Here is a 15,371-nt window from a genome sequence, read left to right as displayed (position 1 = left end):
GCCTGATACCCCGACGCCTGACCGCCTGACCGAGCAGCGTCACGGCTGCGGCCGTCAGGCGTGGAACTCGTCCTCGTGGGCGGCGTGCTCCGCCGGCTCCAGCTGGAACGTGGAGTGCTCGACGTCGAAGTGCTTCGACAGGCATCCGGAGAGTTCGTCCAGCAGGTCGCCCGTCTTGCCGGAGCTGAACACTGACGGCTCGACCACCACGTGCGCCGTGAACACCGGGGCGCCCGACGTGATCGCCCAGACGTGCACGTCGTGCACCGCGACCACCCCCGGCGTCTTCCGGATGTGGTCCCTGATCTCCGCCACGTCGGTGTCCGCGGGAGCCGCCTCGCTGAGCACGCGCATCACATCCCGCAGCAGCAGGTACGCGCGCGGCACGATGAACACCGCGATCAGCAGCGACGCGATGGCGTCCGCCTGCACGAACCCGGTGGCCAGGATGACCACGGCCGCGACGATCACCGTCACCGACCCGATCAGGTCGCCGAGCACTTCCAGGTACGCGCCGCGCATGTTGATCGAGTGTCCGGCGGCCGGGCGCAGCAGCAGCAGGGCGCCGAGGTTCGCCACCAGCCCGATGGCCGCGACGATCAGCATCGGGATGCTCTGCACCTCCGACTCGCCCGCGACCAGCCTGCCGATCGCTCCGATGGTGACACCGACGGCGACCACCAGGAGGATCAGCCCGTTGACGAGCGCGCCGAACACCTCAGCCCTGCGGTAGCCGAACGTCTGCCGGTCGCTGGCCGGGCGCGCGGCGACGATGGTCGCGAGCAGCGCCACGATCAGCCCGGTCAGGTCGCTGAGCATGTGCCCGGCGTCCGCGAGCAGCGACAGCGAGCCGCTCAGCCACGCGCCGACCACCTCGACGACCAGAACGGTCGCGACGATCCCGATGGCGATCAGGAGCCGGTTGCGATTGGCGGAATGCCCGTGGTTGTGACTCATCACCATCAACGGTATGCAGTGGATGCGCGACCCGCCAGATCAGCGGCCTAGATAGGAATGAGTGCCGTTCTCATTCTCACTGCCGAGCGCCCCCTGCCGAGCGCTCAGCGCGAGCGCTCCACCAGCGCGGTCAGCGCGGGGACCATCGCCGCGAACGCCCGCGCGCGGTGGCTCTCGGCGTTCTTCACCGCCGGCCCGAGCTCGGCGGCCGTGCTCTCGTGCCCGGCCGGCACGAAGATCGGGTCGTAGCCGTGGCCGTTCGTGCCGCGTGCCGTCCGAGCGATGCGGCCGGGCCACTGGCCCTCCACCACCGTCTCGTCTCCGTCCGGGGTGACCAGCGCGAGCGTCGCCGTGAAGTGCGCGCCGCGCGTGCCGATCGGCAGATCGGCGAGCTGGTCGAGCAGCAGCCGCAGGTTCGCCTCTGCGTCGCCGTGCGAACCCGCCCAGCGGGCGGAGAAGATCCCCGGTGCCCCGCCCATCGCATCCACGCAGATGCCCGAGTCGTCCGCGAGGGCGGGCAGCCCGGTGTGCGCCGTCGCCGCACGCGCCTTGATCAGCGCGTTCTGCTCGAAGGTGACGCCGTCCTCGACCGGCTCCGGGCCGTCGTACGCCACGATCTCGAGGCCGGGGACCGCGTCCCCGAGGATCTGCTGGAACTCGGCAGCCTTGTGCTGGTTGTGCGTGGCGAGGACGACGCGGACCATCAGTCCTGCGCTCCGCCCGGCGTCGCGGCCAGCGCTGCGGTCTGGATCTGCGCGAGGTCGGCCGCTCCGCCGACGGCGAGGTCGAGCAGCGCATCCAATTCGCGGCGGTCGAAGGGCGCGCCTTCCGCCGTGCCCTGCACCTCGACGAAGAGGCCGCGGCCGGTGACGACGACGTTCATGTCCGTCTCGGCGCGCACGTCCTCGACGTATGCGAGGTCGAGCATCGGCTCCCCGTCGATGATGCCGACCGAGACCGCAGAGACCGAGTCGATCAGCGGGGTGGCCTTCTGGCCGATGAAGCGGTGCTCCCGACCCCACTCCAGTGCGTCGACCAGGGCGACGTAAGCACCGGTGATCGCGGCGGTGCGGGTGCCGCCGTCCGCCTGCAGCACGTCGCAGTCGAGCACGATGGTGTTCTCGCCGAGCGCCTTCATGTCGACCACCGCGCGCAGGCTGCGGCCGATCAGCCTGCTGATCTCGTGCGTGCGGCCGCCGATCTTGCCCTTGACCGACTCGCGGTCCATGCGGCTGTTGGTCGAGCGCGGCAGCATCGAGTACTCCGCGGTCACCCAGCCCTTGCCCTTGCCGGCCATCCAGCGCGGCACGCCGTTCGTGAACGACGCGGTGCAGAGCACCTTGGTGTTGCCGAACGAGATGAGCGCAGAGCCCTCGGCCTGCGTGCTCCAGCCGCGCTCGATGGTGACCGGCCGCAGCTGGTGGGTGGTGCGCCCGTCGGCGCGGATGATGTCGGTCACGGTTTCTCCTCGGTGATGCTGGATGCGGGGATGCTGGATGAAGCGTTTTTGGGTGCTGCGTTTCTGGATGCTGCGGCCGGCGCGTCGATCACGGGCGCGGCAACTCGATCACGCCGGTCTGCACGAGGTCGACGGAGGCGACCTGCGGACCGATGAACCGGTGCGCGAGGCGCAGGAACGTCTCGGTGTCCGCCCCCGTCGCCTCGTAGTGGATGGTCGGAGGCAGCGGCGACGTGCGTTCCAGCCCGCCGCCCACGATGGTGCGGTACACGTCCTTGGCCGTCTCGGTGTCGCTCGACACGAGCGAGACGCCCTCCCCCATCACGTACGAGATGGCGCCCTTGAGGAACGGGTAGTGCGTGCAACCGAGCACGAGCGTGTCCACGTCGGCGTCGCGCAGCGGCTGCAGGTATTCGGCGGTCACCTGCAGCACCTCGTCTCCGCTGGTGACACCGGCCTCGACGAACTCCACGAAGCGCGGGCAGGCCTGGGTGAACAGTTCGAGAGACGGGGCGGCGGCGAAGGCGTCCTCGTACGCGCGGGAGTTGATGGTGCCGACGGTGCCGATCACACCCACCCTGTTGCTGCGAGTGGCGGCGACCGCGCGGCGCACGGCCGGCTGGATGACCTCGATGACCGGCACGGAGTAGCGCTCCCGCGCATCCCGGAGCATGGCGGACGACGCCGTGTTGCAGGCGATCACGAGCATCTTCACGCCCTGGTCGACCAGGAAGTCGAGCACGTCCAGCGAGAAGCGGCGCACGTCGGCGATCGGCTTCGGCCCGTACGGGGAGTGCAGCGTGTCGCCCACGTAGAGGATGGACTCGTTCGGGAGCTGATCGCGGACGGCGCGTGCGACGGTGAGCCCGCCGACGCCCGAGTCGAAAATCCCAATCGGTGCATCGGTCACAAGAAGCCAGCCTACAACGAGAGCGCTGCTGCGGCCCGGCCGCACGCGGCCTTCGCTAGGCTGAACGCGTGATGGCCTCCTCCGCGTTGCTGACCGACCGCTACGAACTCACCATGCTCGACGCCGCGCTGCTCAGCGGCACGCACGACAGGGAGTGCGTGTTCGAGGCGTTCACCCGCCGCCTGCCCGCCGGGCGCCGCTACGGCATCCTGGCCGGCACGGGACGGCTGCTCGAGCTGATCGAGCAGTTCCGGTTCGGAGACGAAGAGCTCGACTACCTGCGCAGTAACAACGTCGTGCGGGATGCGACCATCGACTGGCTCGCGGACTACCGGTTCAGCGGCACCATCTCCGGCTACCGCGAGGGCGAGGTGTTCTTCCCCGGCTCGCCGTTCCTCGTCGTCGACGCGCCGTTCGCCGAGGGGGTGATCCTGGAGACCCTCCTCCTCAGCGTCTTCAACTACGACTCCGCCGTCGCGAGTGCCGCCGCCAGGATGGTCACCGCCGCCGGCGGCCGCCCCGTCGCCGAGATGGGCTCCCGGCGCGCCAACGAGCGGGCAGCCGTGGCCGCAGCGCGCGCCGCGTTCATCGCCGGGTTCAGCGCCACCTCCAACCTGGAGGCCGGCCGCGCCTGGGGCGTGCCGACGATGGGAACCGCCGCGCACGCCTTCACCCTCCTGCACGACAGAGAGGAGGACGCCTTCCGCGCCCAGGTGGATGCGCTCGGCCCCGGCACCACGCTCCTGGTCGACACGTTCGACGTCGAGAAGGCGATCGACACCGCCGTCCGCGTCGCCGGCACCGGGCTCGGCGCCGTCCGCCTCGACTCCGGCGACCTGCCGAACCTCGTCCGCCGGGTGCGCGACCAGCTCGACGGGCTCGGAGCCGTGAACACGAAGATCACGGTCACCAACGACCTCGACGAGTTCACCATCGCCGCCCTCGCCGCCTCCCCCGTCGACTCGTACGGCGTCGGCACCTCCGTGGTCACCGGCTCTGGACATCCGGCGTCCGGCATGGTCTACAAGCTGGTCGCGCACCGCGAGCACGACGGCACAGGCGAGTGGATCCCGGTGGCCAAGAAGTCCGACGGCAAGGCCACGGTGGGCGGCCGCAAGCATCCGGTGCGGCGGCTGGACGACAACGGCGTGGCGGTGGCAGAGGCCATCCACGTGATCGAGAAGGGCGCGACCGTCGAAGACCGCGGACGCGACCTGCTCGTGCCGCTGATCACCGACGGTGTCGTGCACCGCGAGCACCTGGGCGCAGCGGGGACGGCCGCGGCCAGGGAGCACAGGGCGCTCGCGATGGCGGAGCTTCCCGACCAGGCGTTCCGCGTCGGGCGGGGCGACCCCGTGCTTCCGACGCTCTACGTGTGAAGCGGCTGCGCCGCATCCACCCGGGCTGCGCTTGCGCTATTCGTCGCGCAGCTTCTCGTAGATCTCTTTGCAGCTGGGGCACACCGGGAACTTCTGCGGGTCGCGGCCCGGGGTCCACATCTTGCCGCAGAGCGCCTTGACCGGCTTGCCCGTCATGGCGGACTCGAGGATCTGCTCCTTCTTGACGTAGTGCGAGAAGCGCTCGTGGTCACCGGGTTCGATGGCCTCGTTCTGCAGGAGCTCTTCGAGCTCGCGGTCGAGCGTCGCCGTTCCTCCGCCGTCCGGCAGGCCGCCGGGTTCCGAAATGCTGTCGTCGTACATGCCCACCAGTCTACGTTCCCCAGGCCCCGACGACGGGGTCAGTCGTTGCGGTTGGCGAACGCCATGAGCTCCGGGCCGCGGTGGTCGAAGGCCTTCGCACCGAGGTAGAGGCCGCCGAAGAGGACGCCGAAGCCGAGCACGATGGCCGCCACAGGGGCGATGCCCAGCCAGAACGGGCTGAGCGTGAGGCCCAGCACAAGGAACACGATGATCGGCGACGCGAGGATCAGGATGGCGAAGAAGCTCAGCGCCTGCACCAGCGCCGCAGAGGCGCCCGAGGTCTGCGGCTGCGCGAACGCACTGTCGCCCGGCTTGGTGGCCGGATACGGGAAGAGCGCGGAGAACAGGCTGGACAGCCCGAGCCCGATCAGCAGGATGGCGCCGCTCAGCGCGCCGACAGCGGGCAGCACGGCCCAGTCGCCGTACACCGCGGCCGTGATGATCGAGCCGATGATGACCACCGGGATGCCGAACAGGATCGGCGGGAACATCCTGCCCACCCTGTCGGCGATGCCGCGGGTGCCGGAGACGACGTGCAACCAGATGGCGGTGCTGTCGTACGCGACATCGTTGTGGATGGTCCAGCCGAGGAACAGGCACACCAGCGGCAGCGGCACGAGCGACACGTAGTGGCCCGGGATGCCGGCGAGGGTGAGCGCGACGATCACGAAGATGGGCACGACGGGGATCATCACCAACGAGATCCAGTAGCGGGGGTCGCGTCCCCAGTAGGTCATCGAGCGCGCGGCGATGGCGGCCGTCGGGCCGCCCTTCAGCCGGCCGAACCAGCCGAGACCGTGATAGGCCTTGGCGTGCGCCTCGCGCTGCGGGGTGACGAGCATCTTCGCGACCAGCGACGTCCAGGCGAGCCAGAGCAGGCCGACCGTCGCCGCAGCGATCAGGAGCTTGAGCACGGCGATGCCCCACGCGCCCTCCGCGGCCTCTCCCGGCACGGACCACACGGCGCCGAGCGGCGTCCAGCCGAGCCACGCCGCGAACCCGGACAGCACGCCGAGGCCGTCGCGTCCCCAGTCGATCGTCATCAGCAGGATGATCACGGGAGCGATCAGCACGATAATCAGGATGCCGATGACCCCGCCGAACTCGCGCGACCGGCGGGTGGCGAGCAGGAACGACGCCACCGACGTCGAGACGCGGCTCGCCAGGACGCAGGTCAGCACCAGCAGCGCGGCGGACACGATCGCGATCAGCGTGGTGCCGGGATCCCGCGACCAAGTGACGACCGTGCCGACGGCGCAGATGGTCAGCACGATGGACGGGATGCCGATCAGCGCGGCGAGCAGCAGTCCGGTCGACAGCTGCCGGTTCGGGATGCCGAACAGCGAGAACGCGCGCGGGTCGAGCGTGTCGTCGACCCCGAACACCAGCGGAAGCAGGAAGAACCCGGCCACGACGATCGAGCCGACGACCACGAGCACGTGGTGCACCTGGGAGACGTCTGGCACGAAGCGCGCGGCGATGAGGCTGCCGACCACCACGAAGGTGACGAAGAAACCGTAGACCAGCCCCACCGAGAGCCCGACGACTTGCCACGGGCTCCGCCGGAAGGCGTTGCCCATGAGGCGCAGCTTCAGTCCGAGAAACTGTGCAACCACTCCATGCCCTCCGCTGCCTTGCGTCCGCCTGCCAGCTCGACGAACCGCTCCTCGAGGGTCTGCTCACCGCGCACCTCGTCGATGGTCCCGGCCGCGAGCACCTTGCCCTGCACGATGATCGCGACGCTGTCGCACACCCGCTGGATGAGGTCCATGCCGTGACTGGACAGCACCACCGTGCCGCCCGCCGCCGCATAGCGTTGCAGGATCTCGATGACGTTCGCCGCGGACACGGGGTCGACGGACTCGAACGGCTCGTCGAGCACGAGGAGGCGCGGCGAGTGGATCATCGCAGCGGCCAGCGCGATCTTCTTGGTCATGCCCGCCGAGTAGTCGGCGACGAGGCGGTCGAGGGCGTCCTCGATGCCGAACGCCGTCGCGAGGTCGGCGGAGCGCGACCGCACGGTCTTGGCGCTCAGCCCGCGCAGCGTGCCGGAGTAGTGGAGCAGCTGGGCGCCGGTGAGCCGGTCGAACAGCCGCAGCTTGTCGGGGAGGACGCCGATCGCGCGCTTGGCGCGGACGGGGTCCGTCCAGGCGTCGATGCCGTGCACGAGCACCCGTCCGGCGTCCGGCCGGAGCAGCCCGGTGATCATGGAGAGCGTCGTGGTCTTTCCCGCGCCGTTCGGCCCGACGATGCCGTAGAAGGAGCCCTCCTTCACGTCGAGCGACACGCCGTCGACGGCGACCGTGTCGCCGAAGCGCTTGTAGAGCCCGGTGACGCTGAGCACGCTCTCGGTGGAGGTGGGCGCCGCCTTCGTCTGCGTGCTGGCAGCAGTGGATGCGGCGGGCGCGGAGGGCACGGCAACCTCGGCGGGCGCATCCACCGCAGCAGGCGCATCCACTTCGGCGGGCGCGGCGACCTCGATCGTCGCGGTCGTCTCGACCGGCAGGGTCGCCTTCGTCGCACGCGGCTTCGTGGTGCGCGGTGCGCGCGGCGACGCGCTGCGCGTGCTCGAACCAGCGGCTGCCGCCGCCGTCTTCGCGCTCGGAGCGCGTTTCACCGCCGCGGGCTTCGCAGCCTTCGTCGGCGGCGAGGAGACACCGTCTCCCTCACCTGCATTCGCGGCCATCTCGTCCCCCGTCCGCTCCCCAGCGCTCGATGTCTTCTGTGTGGTCTTCCGTCTCGGCGTCCCCGGCGTACGCGCCGTGATCGGCTCGGTGCTGTCGGATGGCGCTTGCTCGGAACTCACGCAGCTAACGTACCAAGACGCCCGGGTCTTCGGAGCCCCACCCAGCCATCTGGAGCGGTCCTGCAGCCTAGGAAAGTCCTGTGAGGTACATAACGACCCAACAACGACATCCGTCAACCCCTGCCCCTCGAATGGGTGCGCCGGTATTCTGGCGGAGGCATGAAGGGGTGTCGATACGCGTAAGTGCGGCTGAACCCTGGGCGAACCCTCAACCAGACTTCGGTGACGTGGCGGCCAGAAGGTCACCATCACCCGTCCGCACGGAACCCAAGGAGACAATTGTGACGACCCAGGTAGTGATTCTGGCAGCCGGCATGGGCAGCCGTCTCGGACGAAGCCTTCCGAAGCCTCTCACCGAGCTCAGCGACGGCCGCACCATCATGCAGCAGCAGTTCGACAACATCCACGCTGCCTTCGGCAAGGACGCCAAGGTCACGATCGTCGTCGGCTACAAGCTCGAGCACATCATCGAGGCCTTCCCCGACGCCTCCTTCGTCTACAACGAGCAGTACGACCAGACCAACACCTCCAAGAGCCTCATGCGCGCCCTGCAGGCGTCCGGCAACGGCGGCGTGCTCTGGATGAACGGCGACGTGGTCTTCGACCCGGCCGTCCTCGTGCGTGCAGCAGCCACCGTCAACCGCGACCAGTCGTTCGTGACCGTCAACACCTCGTCGGTGGCCGACGAGGAGGTCAAGTACACCACCGGCGCAGAGGGCTACATCCAGGAGCTGTCGAAGACCGTCAAGAACGGTCTGGGCGAGGCCGTCGGCATCAACTACATCTCCAGCGCAGACAAGGCGGGCCTGCTGCGCCAGCTGCAGCGCGTCGGCGACCAGGACTACTTCGAGCGCGGCATCGAGCTCGCGATCGAGCAGGACGGGATGCTCGTCGAGCCTGTCGACATCTCCGACCTGTACGCCGTCGAGGTCGACTTCCAGGAAGACCTGGAGCGCGCGAACCTCTTCGTGTAGTCCGCCGCGCAAACGAAATTCACGCGTCGTCGCTGTATTTTCGTATAGTCATGTGGGCTGCGTGACGAGCACGCAGCTTCGATCAATACGATGGGTTCCGTGACCAGTACATTCACTGCCGTGCGCCCTGCGCAGCGAACGAAGTTCGCCCGCTATCGGCACTCCCTCTGGTTGCTGACCAAGCGCGACCTGCGGGTCCGGTACTCGACCAGCGTGCTCGGCTACCTGTGGTCGATCCTCGACCCCCTGGTGATGAGCGGCATCTACTGGCTCGTCTTCACCCAGATCTTCCACCGCAACGTCGGCGAAGACCCGTACATCGTCTTCCTGCTCGCCGCCCTCCTGCCCTGGATGTGGTTCAACGGCGCGGTCTCGGACAGCACCAGGGCCTTCCTCCGCGAGTCGAAGCTGATCCGGTCGACCATGATCCCGCGCTCGATCTGGGTGAACAGGATCGTCGCCTCCAAGGGCATCGAGTTCCTGCTGTCCCTCCCCGTGCTCGCGTTCTTCGCGATCATCGGAGGGGCGACCATCAACGTCGACATCCTGCTGTTCCCGCTCGCCGTGCTGATCCAGGTCATCCTGACCGTGGGCGTCGGGCTGATCGTCGCGCCGCTCGTGGTGTTCTTCCGCGACCTGGAGCGCGCGATCAAGCTGTTCCTGCGCTTCCTCTTCTACGCGTCCCCGATCATCTACAGCGCACGCGACCTCGAACACATCCACATCCTGAAAGACCTGGCGGCGTTCAACCCGCTCACCGGTCTGTTCAGCCTGTACAGGGCCACCTTCTTCGCGAAGGAGCTGGACTGGTATCTCGTGCTGATGAGCGCCCTGGTGTCGCTCATCTTGCTGGTGGTCGGCGTCCTGGTGTTCCGGCGGAGCGAGCGCGCCGTCCTGAAGGAGATCTGATGACGGCACCCATCATCGACGTGGCCGACCTCGGCGTGCGGTTCCGCAGGAACCGCGGAGGACGGCGTTCGTTCAAAGACCTGTTCAGCTCGCGGCAGCGCCGCACCCGCCCCGACGACTTCTGGGCGCTCCGCAATGTCAGCTTCAGTGTGGGCGAGGGCGAGGCCATCGGCGTCGTCGGCCGCAACGGCCAGGGCAAGTCCACGCTGCTGAAGCTGGTGGCCGGCGTCATGCTGCCCGACGAGGGCTTCGTGCGGGTCGAGGACGGCGTCGCGCCGCTGATCGAGATCACCGGCGGGTTCGTCGACGATCTCACGGTGCGCGACAACGTCTACCTGACCGCCGGGCTGCACGGGATGTCGCGCTCGCAGATCGACGAGCGGTTCGACAGCATCATCGACTTCGCGGAGATCCGCGACTTCGTGGACACCCCGTACAAGCACCTGTCGAGCGGCATGAAGGTGCGCATCGCCTTCTCCGTGATCTCGCAGCTCGAAGAGCCGATCATCCTGGTGGACGAGGTGCTCGCCGTCGGAGACCGGGGCTTCCGAGAGAAGTGCTACCGGCGCATCGAGGAGCTGCTCGCGGGCGGCAGGACGCTCTTCTTCGTCTCGCACAACGAGAAGGACCTGCGCCGCTTCTGCGAACGCGGCCTCTACCTCGACAAGGGCTCCCTGGTGCTCGACGGCTCCATCGACGACGTGCTCGAGCTCTACAACCGCGACTACGGGAGCTGATCGAAACTCCCGGTCAACGGCGGTTTCCACAGCCCCGCCAATCCCTCCACAATTTAAATTACGACACGTTGTCCACATAAAGGGCACGAACACCCGACCAGACGGCTCCCGCGTCAGACGCCATCATTAGTTTGTAGCCATGATCCGCCGTCCCCATGAAGCCCACCGTCCCTCCGAGACCCGTCGTCCCTCCGCCCTCCGGCGCCCGTCCGCGCTCCGCGCCCCCGTGGTGCGCCGGCCACCGGCATCCGGAGCGGGGCACGCCGTCGCACGCCCCGTTCCGTGGGTGGTCGACCGCAGCGCTCCCCCGCTCTACCGGCTGGTGAACACCAGCCGGGATGTGCTCAGCGGGGTCACCGTCAGCATCTCCGGCCGCTCCCGGCTCCGCGTGAGCTCGCCCAGCACGATCGCCCCGGATGCGTCGGTGGTCGCCACGGTGATCGGGCGCGACGTCGCCAGAGACACGATCCTCGTCGTCCGGTGGTTCCATCCGGACGGTACGGAATACCTCTGGAACGTCAGCTTCTAGGCGCGCCGGGCATCGCATGTATTTTACATCTTTTACGCACACGGTGAAAGAGTCCGAGGTCTTTCGGCTCTGGCCACGGACGCACGCTCGCCGTATTTATTGTTTATGTCCCCAGAACCCCTGTCCCCAGCCGCCCTGATCTTCGGCCGTCGGGTGCGCAGCGTCCGCATCGAGCTCGGTCTCAGCCAGGAGAACGTGGCCGACCTCGCGCAGATGCACGTCACCAACTACGGCAAGATCGAGCGCGGCGTCGCCAACCCGAGCCTCGTGACCATTCTGCGCATCGCGAGCGTGCTCGGAGTCGACGTCGGCGCCCTCACGACCGATCTGACCGGTGAGCATCTGCCGGAGGTCTACAGCGTGCTCCCCGCGTCCGACTATCTCCGGTCACGGCACGGGCGCACGCGCCGGCCGCTCTGAGTCCGGCACGCCCATGCGAGGAACACGGGAGAGTCAACCCCCGTGTTCCTCGCAGAATGTACGCATACACTCGGAGGCGATGGCTAGACAGCAGAAACCGCTCGTATCGGTCACCGGGGGCGCGCCGTCCGGCGCCGAGACGCCCCGCGTGCTCAACTCGACGCTCGACCGTTTCCTCGCGATCCACCGGCCGGCCGTCCTGGCCCACCTGCGGAGCATCCGGCGCAGGAACCCGGATGCGACCCCCGCGCAGCTCGCCGCCATCCTCGAACGCCGCTACCTGGCCGCCGTGACCACCGGCGGAGCCGCGGTCGGTGTCACCGCCGTCATCCCGGCGATCGGCACCGGCGTCACCATCGCACTCTCCGGGCTGGAGACGGCCGCCTTCCTGGAAGCGACCGCCCTCTACGCGCAGTCGCTCAGCGAGCTGCACGGCATCGCCGTGGACGACCCGGAACGCGCCCGCGCCCTCGTGCTCACCATGATGCTCGGCAAGGAGGGCTCGGACCTCGTGCGCCAGCTCGCCGGGCAGGTCGCAGGATCCGGTGCCGGGCGCAGCGCGTACTGGGGCGAGATGGTCACGTCCAGCCTGCCGACGATGATGGTCGGGCCGCTGGTGGACAGGCTGAAGAGCGCGTTCATCCGGCAGTTCGCGATCCGCGGAGGGGCGGGCATCATCGGCCGCGCCATCCCGTTCGGCGTCGGTGCGGTCATCGGTGGCGCGGGGAACAACATCCTGGGCAGGCGCGTCGTGCAGAACTCCCGCCTGGCCTTCGGCCGCGCGCCGGAAGTCTTCCCGGCGGCGACCGACCCGGTCATCCGGCCGGTCGCGATCGGCGAGAAGAAGCCGGGCATCGCCGGGCGCTCCCTCGCCGCGACGACCGACGGCGTGCGCAGGATGGGCGCAAGCGCCGGTGGTGCGGCCGTCCGCGCCGGGAAGGTGCTGCGAGGCGCTGTCCCCCGCCGCCGGACAGCGACCGACGCCCCGGCCGAGCTGGAGCAGGGGCAAGGGCAGGGACAGGACACCGACCCGCTCGCCCTCGACGAGCGCGCCGACGACTGAGCAGGGGCAGGGCCACCAGGCGAGCGCGCAGGCGACTGAGCGCGCGCAGCGCTGGGGCAGCGCTCAGACGATCGGCGGGCGGCCGGCCAGCGTCATCCGCCAGACCGTGCGCCAGCGGAGCGGGCGGCGCTCACCGGGGTCGGTGCGCCAGCCTTCGCGCCAGCCGCCGAACCACGCCTTCAGCACCGCCGGCTTCCTGAACCAGCGGAGCAGCTGGATGCCCGTCCACGAACCCACGTAGAGCGGCGCCAGCACGGCGGGGAGGTTGCGGCGCGCCAGCCACACCCGGTTGCGGGCGTTGAGCCGGTAGTAGTACGCGTGCCTGGTGGGCGACACCGCCGGGTGGTTGGCGATCAGGTCGCCCGCGTACCAGGTGCGCAGGCCCTGGTCCCAGACCTTCCAGGCCAGGTCGATTCCCTCGTGCGCGTAGAAGAACGGGGCCGCCCAGCCGCCCGCGGCGTCGAACACGCTGCGCGGCAGCACGATGACCGCCTCGCACACCGAGAAGACGTTGCTCGGGCGCGCTGGATCGCCCTTGCGGATGCGTGGGATCCACCGCCGGGGCGACATCGTGCCGGACGGGTCGACGATGCGCGGCTGGATCATCCCGATGCCCGGGTCCGCCTCCAGTTTGCCGATCGCGTCGCTGAGGAACTGTGGCGACGGGATGCACGCGTCGTCGTCCAGGAAAAGCAGGATGTCGCCGGCCACCAGTGGCACGCCGGCGTTGCGTCCGGCCGGGATGCCCAGGTTCTCCGGCAGGTGCAGGGTGCGGACACCCTCCGGCAGCGCGGGGTCTGAGGTCGCAGGATCCCAGCCGTTGCCGACCACGACGATGTCCGTGGTCACCCCCGTCTGCGCCAGCACCGAGTCGACGCCGCGGCGCAGCTCCTCCGGTCGCGTGCCCTGGGTGAGCACGACGACGGCGACCTGGCGGTCAGCCACGGACGCGCTTCGACGACATGATGGCCACGAAGTGCCCGATCAGCGCCAGCAGCGCGAGCGGCACCAGCACCGACAGCAGGATGCGGTTCGCCAGCTGGTCGCCGATGAACAGCCCGACGATCGAGAACACGAAGATCATGATCGTCAGCTCCACCGAGTGGTACAGGCGGTGGAACGGGACGAAGCGGGCGGCACGGCGCAGACGGGCGATCACGCCGTGGGTGGGCGCATACGCCGCCTGCGTGTCGGCCAGCTTGCCGAGCCCGGCGTTCGCCCTGGCGACGCGCACCATGTCGTTGAGCGCCTTGTTGAGCACGATGATGAGGGCGAGGAGCGTGCCCAGGTTGGTCCACAGGTAATCGGCCGGAGCTTCGAACGGGTATCCGGCGGCGCGGATGCCGAGCGCGATGGCGATCAGCGTCTCCGTGGAGTAGTGCCCGACGTTGTCGAGGAAGATCCCCGCGGGAGACGACGTGTTGCGCCAGCGCGCCACCTCGCCGTCGCAGCAGTCCACGAGCATCTGCAGCTGACCGAGGATGAGCGCGAGCGCCGCACCGCCGATGCCGGGGATGAGCAGGCTCGCGGCCGTCGCCCATCCGGTGAGGATCATCAGCCCGGTGACGCCGTTGGCCGAGATCGAGGTCTTGAGCAGGAACCAGGTGAGGTAGGGAGACAGGTTGCGCAGGTAGAGCGACGCCGTCCAGTGCTCGGCGTTGCGTCGGCCGCGCACCTCGGGCGGCTGCGCGACGGCGCGCAGTTCGGCGATCGAGGTCGGGCGCGCTCCGTGCGCGCCGGCTCCTGGGGCTGACATGGCTACCTTCCCGTGTGGGCAGTGATGTTCCGGGTGAGCGACAGGTATCCGAGGATGAACCCGCTCCCCCAGCAGAAATGGATGCACGGCAAGACTACGAGAAACCACAAGAACGAACGAAAGCCGCCGTCCGGCCCTGCGAGCAGAGAGCGTCCCCAGACCAGCGCGGAGACGAGCACGATGAGCACGTAGAACGCGGGGATCGCGAAACCGATGAGCAGCCACGGTGCAGCCCCGACGATGGCCTGCACGATGCCGGCGACGCCGAGGAGCAGCCCGATGGCCACGGCGACCACCATCAGCGGCGGCGCGAAGTAGCGCAGCCCGTTCGCGGCGGGGAAGCGGCGCGCCAGCTCTCCGCGCCACACACCGGTGGAGACGAACTGACGGGCCAGCCGGTACAGGTTGGGGCGCGGACGGTATGTGACCTTGAGGCGCGGGGTGAACCACACCGTCCCACCGGTGGAGCGCAGGCGGCGGTTGAGCTCCCAGTCCTGCCCGCGCTTGATGTCTTCGTCGAACATGCCGACTTCGAGCAGCCGGTCGCGCTGGAAGACGCCGAGGTAGACGGTCTCCGCCGGTCCTGCCTCGCCTCCGACGTGCAGCTTGGTGCCGCCCAGGCCGATGCGGCTGCCGTATGCGCGCGCGACGGCGCGCTCGAACGGGGTGGTGCCCTGCGCATCCATCAGCCCGCCGACGTTGTCGGCGCCCGTCTCCAGGATGGTCTCGACCGCGATGCGGGCGTAGTCGGGGGGAAGCACCGAGTGCGCATCCACCCGGATGACCACCGGGTAGTGCGACTGCCGGATGGCCAGGTTGAGCCCGGCCGGCGTGGAGCCGACGACGTTCTCGACGATGTGGATGCGGTTGTCGATCGCTGCGAGCTCCTCGACGAGCTCCGTGGTGCCGTCCATGCTCGGGCCGAGGGCGACGGTCACCTCGAACGGTCCTGCGTAGTCCTGCGCGAGGAGGCTGTCGACGGCCGCCCGCACGTGAGTGACTTCGTTCAGAACGGGCATCACGTACGAGACACCGGGAAGGGTGTGCACAGTGTTGTCCGGCATCGGTTCCATTCGTCGTTTTCGGGTCAATCGAGCTTATCAGCCGTGGATCGCCGCGCCTGGGAACCGCACCCCCGCACGGCACGAGGC

At 69.0% G+C, this 15,371-nt stretch carries 17 protein-coding genes; 7 read left to right on the top strand and 10 right to left on the bottom strand.

Annotated elements, in window-relative coordinates; genetic code table 11:
• Positions 1–54: 54 nt before the first annotated feature.
• From HF024_RS07670 to murI, 4 genes are all read right to left on the bottom strand, one after another.
• Positions 55–957, bottom strand: coding sequence for a cation diffusion facilitator family transporter (locus HF024_RS07670; protein ID WP_168689177.1), 903 nt, complete (start codon positions 955–957; stop codon positions 55–57).
• Between the two features lie 104 nt (positions 958–1,061).
• Positions 1,062–1,661 carry an RdgB/HAM1 family non-canonical purine NTP pyrophosphatase gene (rdgB, locus tag HF024_RS07665; protein WP_085369470.1) on the bottom strand — a complete coding sequence of 200 codons (600 nt, stop codon included), beginning with the start codon at positions 1,659–1,661 and terminating at the stop codon, positions 1,062–1,064.
• A complete protein-coding gene (rph, locus tag HF024_RS07660) occupies positions 1,661–2,416 on the bottom strand; it encodes a ribonuclease PH (protein ID WP_168689176.1) in 756 nt (251 codons plus the stop codon). The genes rdgB and rph overlap by 1 nt, the downstream gene beginning before the upstream one ends.
• An 88-nt stretch (positions 2,417–2,504) precedes the next feature.
• Positions 2,505–3,326, bottom strand: coding sequence for a glutamate racemase (gene murI / locus HF024_RS07655; protein WP_085369468.1), 822 nt, complete (start codon positions 3,324–3,326; stop codon positions 2,505–2,507).
• Positions 3,327–3,394: 68 nt separating this feature from the next.
• Here murI and HF024_RS07650 point away from each other — a divergent pair, with 68 nt between their 5' ends.
• The gene (locus HF024_RS07650; protein WP_247597354.1) at positions 3,395–4,705 is read left to right on the top strand and encodes a nicotinate phosphoribosyltransferase; all 1,311 of its coding nucleotides are present in this window, start codon (positions 3,395–3,397) and stop codon (positions 4,703–4,705) included.
• Positions 4,706–4,741: 36 nt separating this feature from the next.
• Here the strand turns inward: HF024_RS07650 and HF024_RS07645 are convergent, their stop codons facing one another.
• From HF024_RS07645 to HF024_RS07635, 3 genes are read right to left on the bottom strand one after another with little or no spacing between them, the layout of a single operon-like run.
• Positions 4,742–5,026: a DUF3039 domain-containing protein gene (locus tag HF024_RS07645; protein ID WP_085369466.1), complete on the bottom strand. Its 285-nt coding sequence runs from the start codon at positions 5,024–5,026 to the stop codon at positions 4,742–4,744.
• Between the two features lie 38 nt (positions 5,027–5,064).
• Positions 5,065–6,642, bottom strand: coding sequence for a hypothetical protein (locus HF024_RS07640; protein ID WP_247597353.1), 1,578 nt, complete (start codon positions 6,640–6,642; stop codon positions 5,065–5,067).
• Positions 6,618–7,712, bottom strand: a complete 1,095-nt coding sequence (locus HF024_RS07635) for an ABC transporter ATP-binding protein (RefSeq protein WP_168689175.1) — start codon at positions 7,710–7,712, stop codon at positions 6,618–6,620. The genes HF024_RS07640 and HF024_RS07635 overlap by 25 nt, the downstream gene beginning before the upstream one ends.
• A 401-nt stretch (positions 7,713–8,113) precedes the next feature.
• On the opposite strand from HF024_RS07635, the gene HF024_RS07630 reads away from it, so the two are divergent.
• From HF024_RS07630 to HF024_RS07605, 6 genes are all read left to right on the top strand, one after another.
• Positions 8,114–8,806: a phosphocholine cytidylyltransferase family protein gene (locus HF024_RS07630; RefSeq protein ID WP_085369463.1), complete on the top strand. Its 693-nt coding sequence runs from the start codon at positions 8,114–8,116 to the stop codon at positions 8,804–8,806.
• A 120-nt stretch (positions 8,807–8,926) separates the two neighbouring features.
• Positions 8,927–9,715 (top strand): ABC transporter permease, encoded by a 789-nt coding sequence (locus HF024_RS07625; protein WP_168690826.1) that lies wholly within the window; start codon positions 8,927–8,929, stop codon positions 9,713–9,715.
• Entirely contained in the window at positions 9,715–10,452 is a 738-nt protein-coding gene (locus HF024_RS07620; RefSeq protein WP_085369462.1) for an ABC transporter ATP-binding protein, read from the top strand. Before HF024_RS07625 ends, HF024_RS07620 begins: the two co-directional genes overlap by 1 nt.
• A 139-nt stretch (positions 10,453–10,591) precedes the next feature.
• Positions 10,592–10,981, top strand: coding sequence for a hypothetical protein (locus HF024_RS19765; protein WP_247597352.1), 390 nt, complete (start codon positions 10,592–10,594; stop codon positions 10,979–10,981).
• Positions 10,982–11,086: 105 nt separating this feature from the next.
• Positions 11,087–11,401 carry a helix-turn-helix transcriptional regulator gene (locus HF024_RS07610; protein ID WP_168689174.1) on the top strand — a complete coding sequence of 105 codons (315 nt, stop codon included), beginning with the start codon at positions 11,087–11,089 and terminating at the stop codon, positions 11,399–11,401.
• 79 nt (positions 11,402–11,480) lie between these two features.
• A complete protein-coding gene (locus HF024_RS07605) occupies positions 11,481–12,464 on the top strand; it encodes a hypothetical protein (protein ID WP_247597351.1) in 984 nt (327 codons plus the stop codon).
• 63 nt (positions 12,465–12,527) lie between these two features.
• Here the strand turns inward: HF024_RS07605 and HF024_RS07600 are convergent, their stop codons facing one another.
• Genes HF024_RS07600 through HF024_RS07590 form a run of 3 tightly spaced genes read right to left on the bottom strand, consistent with a single transcriptional unit; the run spans position 12,528 to position 15,284 of the window.
• Positions 12,528–13,409: a glycosyltransferase gene (locus HF024_RS07600; protein ID WP_168689173.1), complete on the bottom strand. Its 882-nt coding sequence runs from the start codon at positions 13,407–13,409 to the stop codon at positions 12,528–12,530.
• A complete protein-coding gene (locus HF024_RS07595) occupies positions 13,402–14,220 on the bottom strand; it encodes a CDP-alcohol phosphatidyltransferase family protein (RefSeq protein ID WP_168689172.1) in 819 nt (272 codons plus the stop codon). The genes HF024_RS07600 and HF024_RS07595 overlap by 8 nt, the downstream gene beginning before the upstream one ends.
• Before the next feature lie 2 nt (positions 14,221–14,222).
• Complete coding sequence (locus HF024_RS07590) at positions 14,223–15,284, bottom strand: glycosyltransferase family 2 protein (protein ID WP_168689171.1); 1,062 nt, start codon at positions 15,282–15,284, stop codon at positions 14,223–14,225.
• Between the last annotated feature and the right edge of the window lie 87 nt (positions 15,285–15,371).

It is taken from the genome of Leifsonia sp. PS1209, from assembly GCF_012317045.1.
Taxonomy (GTDB): Bacteria; Actinomycetota; Actinomycetes; order Actinomycetales; family Microbacteriaceae; genus Leifsonia.
Note: the sequence above shows the minus strand (reverse complement) of the source record. Positions and strands in the feature narration are given on the sequence as shown.

Coding starts and splice junctions, on each gene's coding strand:
- HF024_RS07605 (WP_247597351.1), top strand. CDS start 11,481: ATGGCTAGACAGCAGAAACCGCTCGTATCGGTCACCGGGGGCGCGCCG.
- HF024_RS07645 (WP_085369466.1), bottom strand. CDS start 5,026: ATGTACGACGACAGCATTTCGGAACCCGGCGGCCTGCCGGACGGCGGA.
- HF024_RS07595 (WP_168689172.1), bottom strand. CDS start 14,220: ATGTCAGCCCCAGGAGCCGGCGCGCACGGAGCGCGCCCGACCTCGATC.
- HF024_RS07590 (WP_168689171.1), bottom strand. CDS start 15,284: ATGCCGGACAACACTGTGCACACCCTTCCCGGTGTCTCGTACGTGATG.
- HF024_RS07620 (WP_085369462.1), top strand. CDS start 9,715: ATGACGGCACCCATCATCGACGTGGCCGACCTCGGCGTGCGGTTCCGC.
- HF024_RS19765 (WP_247597352.1), top strand. CDS start 10,592: ATGATCCGCCGTCCCCATGAAGCCCACCGTCCCTCCGAGACCCGTCGT.
- HF024_RS07610 (WP_168689174.1), top strand. CDS start 11,087: ATGTCCCCAGAACCCCTGTCCCCAGCCGCCCTGATCTTCGGCCGTCGG.
- HF024_RS07670 (WP_168689177.1), bottom strand. CDS start 957: ATGAGTCACAACCACGGGCATTCCGCCAATCGCAACCGGCTCCTGATC.
- rdgB (WP_085369470.1), bottom strand. CDS start 1,661: ATGGTCCGCGTCGTCCTCGCCACGCACAACCAGCACAAGGCTGCCGAG.
- HF024_RS07635 (WP_168689175.1), bottom strand. CDS start 7,712: ATGGCCGCGAATGCAGGTGAGGGAGACGGTGTCTCCTCGCCGCCGACG.